The following is a 6,021-nucleotide window of genomic DNA, read 5'->3' as shown; positions in this document are numbered from 1 at the left end:
ACTCGAATAAATTTCCTTGGGTAGATAAAATTAATATCCTGAACGAAAAAGGTAGTCCCGATAAGATTTTTTCTAGTGAAATGATTCTTGGGGCCTATAACCCTGATCTTTATAAGGAGGGGAATGGTCAACTGAAGATTTTTAGTGCTGGTTTAGCCGATAATAGTATTCTGGCACCAAAAGACGAACGTTTAACCGCACTGTTTAGTCCAGAACTTACCGCCGATTATAGGTTCTCTTTCCAGTTTTGGGATGCGCCGGCAAGTAAAACATACAAAACATTTTTAAAGTATGCTGATGTGGAAGACAAAACCAAACCCTTTAGAAATACGATCCCTTTGTTAAAATTGAGCGAGATGTATTATATCGCAGCAGAATGTGAACCGAACATGACTATCGCAAGCAGTTATTTAACCGCAGTCCGGTCAAATAGAGGTATTAATACCGTAGCTTTCCCGGTTACTGCTACTCCGACAGAAATATTGAAGGAGTATCAAAAGGAGTTTTTTGGTGAAGGCCAGTTATTCTACTATTATAAGCGGAATAAGGTAGCTACTATTCCTAATGGTAACAAGGTAAGTGATACTGATAGTCCCTTCTCAATGACCGCTGCCGAATATGTTGTGCCAATTCCAACCACTGAAATTTCAAACCGTTAATCAAAAAAATCATGAATAAACTTATTTATAAAATCGCTATATTACTAATGGCTGTTTCATTGGTCTCATGTGAGAAAGGGCTAATAAACTTTGATAATGAAAAAGTTGACGTTTATTTCTTTGATGCCGGAAGAACATATGCACCAAATGTCGATTCTTCTTATGTATCGTTTACTTATGTAACCAAACCCGACACCGTAAAAGACGTGGTGGTTGCAATTACAGGTCTAGCCGCAGACCATGAAAGGCAATATAAGGTTGTCGTTAATGAGTCGTCAACAGCTATCGCGGGAATCCATTATCAGGCATTACCTGAAAAGGTTGTCATCAAAAAGAACGCCATTAGAGATACCATCAAGGTAAAATTGATCCGTACGCCCGATATGAAAAGCAAGAGTTATGTTCTTGTTCTCGATCTGTTGCCGACGGAGAACTTTGGCATTAGCTGGAAAACCAGATTAGTTGGGGGGAAGCCAATCAGTACCATCAGATATAAAATTAGATTCGACGATGTGGTAAAACAACCTAAATACTGGCTTACCAATGCCTTTGGCACATGGACACGGACAAAAATGTTTTTCGTAAGTGATCTTCTAGGCATACCGGCTGACTATATGGAGACTGCCCGTAACACTGGGGAGCTTAATTCCTATGGCAAAGTAGTAAAACGTGAACTAGACCGGTTAGCCAGTATAGGTCAGACCGTTTTAGATGAAAATGGACTGCCAATGACTATGGGGCCAGGTTCTAACTAATTGTTTGTTTTCTAATAAATGAAGATTGTTATGATAAAACCATCATGGGCAAACGCTACAAAACGCAAATAATAAGCCCATGATAGCTTCATCACCGTTAAAAATAAACCGAGCTTTTGCGAGCTCATTAATGCCATCGAAAACAATGAGCAATAAATTAATAATTATATACTGATGAAAAAATATGTATACGCCTGCTTATTGGCGGCTTTTACTTTGTTGACCTATTCTTGTAAAAAGGATATAGGCAATTATGATTACCATGAAATTAATGAGGTTAAATTTAGCTCAGAATTAGATGGGAAAATTTCGGTCCTAACGCTTACACAATTAACCATTAATCCTAAGATTGAGTTTACCCAGGATGCTGCTGTTACTGATCCAAATCGTTATTCATACGAATGGGTATATGTAATAGACGCAACGGTAAAAACATTGGCCAAAACAAAAGACCTGGATGTGTTTATAAGTGAAAAGGCAGGTACTTATAGTGCCTATTATAAAATTACGGATAATGTTACAGGAGTGGTGTTTAGAAAGAGTTTTTCGCTAGAAATCAGGAATGTATACAATGAAGGCTGGTTGTTAATGACCGATGTGAATGGTAAGGCAAGGGTAGATATGCTTGCCAGACAGCGAGGTGGAGAATTCATCGTAGTAACTGATTTATTGACAAAAGCAAACACTGGCCTTGAATTAAAGGGCAAGCCAAAAGTCGTTTACAGTTACAACTGTGGGGCGCTCCTTGGCGTTGGGATTAATTTGCCTTATGCCATCTACTTTGGAACTGATCAGAGCGTAGACCGGGTAAACCCCGAAACTTTTGCTTGGCAGCCTAACTATAATGTAAAGTATGAAGTGTTGACGCCTTTGCCATCAAATTTCAGTATTGACTTGATAAAACGTGTAAATGGACCATCCATTAACGGCTGTTACATGATTTCATCAACCGGCGATGTTTATTATACTTCTCAGGCACCAGCTAATAAATACAGTCAAACACTTAATTTTGACGCTACTGACGGGCCATACAAAGTAGCCCCTTTTATTGGCGGAAACGAAAATTTTGTAACACCAGCGATTTCTCAGTACAACTACTTTTATGATGTTCAACATAAAAGGTTTAGAAGACATTTAAGTGTAAACGATTCCAAACTGTTGGCCGTTCCCGAGCCTAATGGAAGTGTAAGCCAGCCGCTTTTATTCTCTTATGCCAATACAGGAAAAGATTTAATATACATGACCTTGGCAAAAAACAACCAGGTAAATGTGATATTAAAAGATCCCCTTACCGCTAAATATTACCTGGCCCGTTTTGAGGCACATACCGCCAAGCAACTTTACTATCAGGAAATTGTAGGCAAAGATTTCGATAAGGCAGAAAACTTCGCTGTCAGCAATCAAACAGGCTACCTTTTTTACAGTGTTGGCGGAAAACTGTATCTGTATGATACTTCTCCGGCAACACCTTTATGTACTGAAGTGTATGATTATGGTGCTGCAAAAATCAGCGTTCTGAAATTTCAGATTTATCATTTGACCGGTGCCAATTATCCGATCACCGAAACAGACAAACTGGTGGTGTGTAGCTATGATCCGGCACTTCCCGAGGGTGTTAACGGAAAATTGGAGAAGTTTTCTATCCAAAATGGTGGCGCCGGGTTAACAAAAGAACCAAACTATACATTTACCGGTTTCGGCAAGGTACAAAGCTTGCATTACAGAGAAAGATAAACAGCAAAAGCAGATGAAAAAATTGATTTTATATGCCGCATTAATTTGCGGACTGGGAAGTTCATTGCCCATTTTGGCCGATGAAGGGGTAAAAACAGTGGTGAAGGGGGAGATGTCGGGACTGAGGGGAGGCGCGAGCCTTTTTATCGAAGATTTTGGCATGATCCAAAAAGGAAGAGCAAATTATACTAACGGTCGTTTCAGCATGGAAACGACCCTTACAAAACCCGAATTCTGTATTTTAACCACAACCGATCCAATTGTACAGGGTTTTAATGCCTTCTTGAAACCTGGAGATGACATCTTGATTTCGGTAAAGGATAAAAATGTGGTATTCTCTGGAAAAGGAAGCAGCTTAAACCAGTTTCTCTTTGAGCTTACCCGAAAGTATGATTACAAGAATAAACAGTACAGCGCTACAGAAGTTTATACCAACCGGGTAAATGCCATAAAAACCTCAAATAACGAAGAGGTAAAACTAAACAAAGCTGTTTTATTGGGCTATGCACAAGGCGAATACCTCGATAAAGTCTGCGCGCCTTATATGGAAGCAAAGGTTTCGGGAGAAACAGACCTCATTAACAAAATCAACTTCGTTGATCTGGACATCAGCTTATTACCAGAAATTGTGACTTACTACAATTGGTTTAAAACAATTAATGAGATCATGTATGCTAAAATGGAAACAGGCAAACTACAGGTGCGTAATTCAAATACCTGGATTGCCGATTTTGCAAATACCATTAGTAATCAAAAATTAAAAGAAACTTATATTGTTAAGTTGTTGGAATATGCCTTTTTAGAAGATGATATTTTTAAAATAAAGGACTTGGCTAAGGAATCGATGGGGCTGGTTAAAGATCCCTCCAATCTTGGAAAAATCAATGCAATTACCAGCAAAGCTGCAACCGTAACGCGCTATAATGACGCCTTACCTGGGACCGATTTTAGCGCCTATACCTTCCAAAAACCAGATGGTTCGGTAGCTAAAATCTCTGATTATAAAGGCAAATATATTTTAATCGATATCTGGAGCACCTGGTGMCATCCCTGCGTAGCAGAAATGCCCTTTCTTAAAAAATTAGAACATGAAATGGTAGGAAAGGATATTGCCTTCATCTCGTTAAATGGAGATATTAAAGAAGCCTACTGGCAAGATTTTATCAAAAAAAGAAACTTAACCGGAAATCAATTATGGATGAACGGTGGTCTTGCCGCAAATCCTTTCTTTAATAAAATTGGCAGAACCGGCATTCCCCGTTTTGTCATCATTGATAAAGAGGGTAGGATGCTAAATGCCAAATGCTGTCAACGCCCATCTAACCCTGTTCTGAAGGTTTATCTGAATGAATTACTAAGCAAAAATAACTGATGAAAAAATTATTAATAATTGCCGCCCTGCTTTTAGCAAAGGTTTCGTTTGCGCAGATGAGCGAAATCCGTGGCGTGATGAAAAATGGCACCCAAAAGGATATCTATCTTTATAGTATTGTAGATGGGAAGCCCGAATTATTAGTCGGCACTCAACTGGGCGAAGATGGTTCATTCGGGTTTCTGTTTACGCCCACCAATGAGGGCTTTTATACCGTAGGTTATTCAAAAATGGAAAAAGGGTCTCTTTTTCCGATATATGTGAAAAAAGGCGATAAGGCTGAGATYGCAATTGATAAAAGAAGAATGATGTTTGTAGGGAAACAAACGCCTGAAAACACCATTCTTTCATCATGGAATACCTTAACACAGGAGCTAAAGGTAAAATCTGTTTATTTTATGGAGCCGCCATTAAGTACCTATCAGGATTTTTTTCCTGAATTAACCAAAGTTGCCGCCCAGGCCGATGAATTTAGAAAGACGATTAAAACCAAGAATGAAGTTTTTAACCGCTTGATGACCGCAGTGACCTATTTCGATTTAGATTATTATGCCATGCACTTTGTCCGTACTCCACGTAAAACAGGATTTCAAGCAAAGAAAGAAGATTATGTACCTTATTATAACTCGATCCTAGCGGAAAATAAATTCAAAAATGACGATGTCTTATCGTATTTGTTTGGTGAGCTATTAATAAATGAATATGCTGATTGGGCAGGCGGCAGGAATACGAATATCGACAATAGATTAAAATTCTTTACTACCGATAGGCAAAAAGGGGTATATATCTTGTTTAAGCAGACCCCTTTCATACAATCCTACCCGCAGTATGAAGGTCTGGTTAAAAGCTTTGGCCAATATTTTCAGTCGCCAAGCCTAAAATCTAGAGTTGATGCATTGGGGGCTAAATTGTACATCACTACCGCAGGAGGTAAAGCCGTTGATTTTACTTTCGAGGATCAGAGCGGTAAAATGGTTTCATTGAGTGATTTTAAAGGCAAAGTGGTTGTGTTAGACATCTGGGCAACCTGGTGTGCGCCTTGTAAAGCAGAGATTCCTTTCTTAAAGAAACTGGATGCAGAACTACATGGTAAAGATGTAGTTTTTGTGAGCATTTCTACCGATGAGCAGAAAGACAAAGAAAAATGGCTGAAAATGGTTAGCGATATGAAGCTTTCAGGGGTGCAGTTATATGCAGGCGGTTTTGTTAATAAAGTTACCGATTTCTATAAGATTACAACCATTCCGCGCTTTATCGTGATTGATCGGGAAGGAAAATTAATCAATCCTAATTCACCCCGCCCTTCTGAGCCAAAACTAAAAGCATTGCTTGAAACCGAATTGGCAAAAGCTAAATAAAGCTATGAAAAAATTGATGCTTGCCCTAAGTGGCTTAATGTTGAGCCTTTGCTGTTCAGCACAAATGACCCAGATCTGGGGGACAGTGAAATCAGAAGGTTTTAACGATAAAGATATTACCCTTTACGAAATCAATGATGGGG

5 protein-coding genes are annotated in these 6,021 nt (G+C 38.9%); all 5 read left to right on the top strand.

Translation table 11 applies throughout. From position 1 onward, the window contains the following. Positions 1–659: RagB/SusD family nutrient uptake outer membrane protein (locus tag AC1DPQ_RS15150; protein WP_477610046.1), on the top strand; the 659-nt coding region annotated here is incomplete at its 5' end. 11 nt (positions 660–670) lie between these two features. After that, complete coding sequence (locus tag AC1DPQ_RS15145) at positions 671–1,414, top strand: DUF4843 domain-containing protein (protein WP_477579063.1); 744 nt, start codon at positions 671–673, stop codon at positions 1,412–1,414. Positions 1,415–1,588: 174 nt separating this feature from the next. Further along, positions 1,589–3,148 carry a PKD-like family lipoprotein gene (locus tag AC1DPQ_RS15140; RefSeq protein ID WP_477579061.1) on the top strand — a complete coding sequence of 520 codons (1,560 nt, stop codon included), beginning with the start codon at positions 1,589–1,591 and terminating at the stop codon, positions 3,146–3,148. Positions 3,149–3,161: 13 nt separating this feature from the next. Beyond that, on the top strand, positions 3,162–4,520 hold the full coding sequence (locus AC1DPQ_RS15135) for a TlpA family protein disulfide reductase (protein ID WP_477610044.1): 1,359 nt from the start codon (positions 3,162–3,164) through the stop codon (positions 4,518–4,520). Continuing rightward, the gene (locus AC1DPQ_RS15130) at positions 4,520–5,878 is read left to right on the top strand and encodes a TlpA family protein disulfide reductase (protein WP_477610042.1); all 1,359 of its coding nucleotides are present in this window, start codon (positions 4,520–4,522) and stop codon (positions 5,876–5,878) included. The genes AC1DPQ_RS15135 and AC1DPQ_RS15130 overlap by 1 nt, the downstream gene beginning before the upstream one ends. Positions 5,879–6,021: the final 143 nt, after the last annotated feature.

It is taken from the genome of Pedobacter sp. 01T416_2, from assembly GCF_056398925.1.
The sequence above is the reverse complement of the archived record's forward strand: the minus strand, read 5'-3'. Positions and strand labels throughout refer to the sequence as shown.